This is a genomic window from Micromonospora echinofusca (genome assembly GCF_017614955.1).
Lineage (GTDB): Bacteria > Actinomycetota > Actinomycetes > Mycobacteriales > Micromonosporaceae > Micromonospora > Micromonospora echinofusca_A.
Window position 1 is genome coordinate 1 of sequence record NZ_WVUH01000596.1, and the last position, 2,024, is coordinate 2,024.

Annotated in this window: 2 protein-coding genes; both read left to right on the forward strand. The window is 72.2% G+C overall.

Features of this window, described 5'->3' with window-relative positions:
- Positions 1-57 precede the first annotated feature (57 nt).
- Complete coding sequence (locus GSF22_RS33130) at positions 58-786, forward strand: SDR family NAD(P)-dependent oxidoreductase (protein ID WP_208817847.1); 729 nt, start codon at positions 58-60, stop codon at positions 784-786.
- 3 nt (positions 787-789) lie between these two features.
- On the forward strand, positions 790-1,374 hold the full coding sequence (locus GSF22_RS33135) for a GNAT family N-acetyltransferase (RefSeq protein WP_208817848.1): 585 nt from the start codon (positions 790-792) through the stop codon (positions 1,372-1,374).
- Positions 1,375-2,024 lie beyond the last annotated feature (650 nt).

Here is a 2,024-nt window from a genome sequence, read left to right on the forward strand (position 1 = left end):
CCCCCACCCCGCCCACTACCGTGAACACCACACGACACAGGGGAGAGGGACCACCACATGAACCCCGTCACCGTGGTGACCGGCGGCAGCCGCGGCATCGGCGCCGCCTGCGCACGCCACCTCGCCACCGCCGGACACGACATCGTCTTCTGCTACCGCCGCGACACCCACGCCGCCCACCAGACCCTCGCCGACATCCACGCCACCGGCCGCCGCGCCATCGCCGTACCCGCCGACACCACCGACCCCGACCAGGTCCACCACCTCTTCGACACCGCCGCCACCCTCGGCCCCATCACCGGCCTGGTCAACAACGCCGGCGTCACCAGCCCCATCGGACCCTTCACCGACCTCACCCTCACCGACCTACGCCACGTCATCGACGTCAACCTCATCGGCTACATCCTCTGCGCCCAACAGGCCGCCCGCCGCATGCCCACCGGCTCCGCCATCGTCAACATCTCCTCCGCCGCCGCCACCCTCGGCAGCCCCGGCGAATACATCCACTACGCCGCCGCCAAAGCCGCCACCGACACCCTCACCATCGGCCTCGCCAAAGAACTCGCCCCCCACGGCATCCGCGTCAACGCCGTCGCCCCCGGCATCGTCCGCACCGACCTGCACACCATCTCCGGCGTACCCGACCGCCCCGACCGCGCCGCCGACCGCATCCCCATGGGCCGCCCCGGCGAACCCGACGAGATCGCCGGCGCCGTCACCTGGCTCCTGTCCGACCAGGCCTCCTACACCACCGGCACCGTCCTACGCGTCGCCGGCGGCCTGTGACCCGTGCCCGGACTCGTCACCCCCGCCATCCCCGCCGGCACCCTCACCCGACAACCACAACCCCACCTGACCGGCGACCACCTCCACCTGCGCCCCTGGCGAACCACCGACCGACCCGCCGTCGTCGCCGCCTACACCGACCCCGCCATCCAGCGGTGGCACTGCCGCACCATGACCGACACCGAAGCCCACACCTGGATCACCCACTGGCCACACCGCTGGCAGCAGGAGACCGGAGCCGGCTGGGCCGTCACCGACCCCACCGGCGACACCGTCCTCGGCCAGATCAGCCTCCGCCGACTGCACCTGCCCGACGCGCAGGCCGAAATCTCCTACTGGGTGCTACCCGCCGCACGCGGCCACCACGTCGCAGCCCGCGCCCTGACCACCCTGACCCGCTGGGCGTTCGACACCCTCGGGCTGCACCGCATCGAACTGTCCCACTCCACGGCCAACCCCGCCTCCTGCCGGGTCGCCCACCGGGGCGGCTATCCCGCCGAAGGCATCCGACGCGGCGAAGGGCGCCACGCCGACGGCTGGCACGACATGCACCTGCACGCCCGTCTGCGCACCGACCGGCCGGACTGACCGCCACAGGGCAGCGCACGACGCCGCATGACATCGACCACCATTGGTGTCCACTGTGGGTCAACCAGCCGCTGGGCCAGGGGAGTCCGACAGTCGTGCGCGGACAAGGGCGACGGGCCGCCGCCGACCGCCCGCTTGCGGGTCGGCAGGCGCCGGCCCGGCCGCCGGTGGGAGAGACGGTACGCGCGTGTCGGTGGCGCGGACGTACGTCGACGACGGCGCCGGTTCACGGTGGGTGCGGCAGAACGGGTGCGTGAGCAGGCCGCTCCGACCAGCGGAAGCACCCGCCCACGCAAGTTCGATAATGTGCATTATGTAAAGCTGGCGATTGTCGGACCCTGCCCCGCCCACCGTGGGACCCTCGGCCCGCGAACACGCACAGCCCCCGAGCCTCTGCGGCGAGAAGGCAGGCGCCCCGGCTCACGACCGCAGCGTGGCGAACCGGTCGTCGGCCCACAGGACCACACCGTCGGCCGACACGCACCGGCCGACGCCGGAACGGACAAGGCTCCACACCGCGGGGCCGGTGGCTTCGACGTGCGGTCCGGCGCGTCGCGGATCCGATGTGCACCGAGTCGGCCGGTGCCCGTCCCCCGCACGACGCCACTTCCCCCGGAACCCGAGAATCCTGCATAATGTCCCTTATGTAC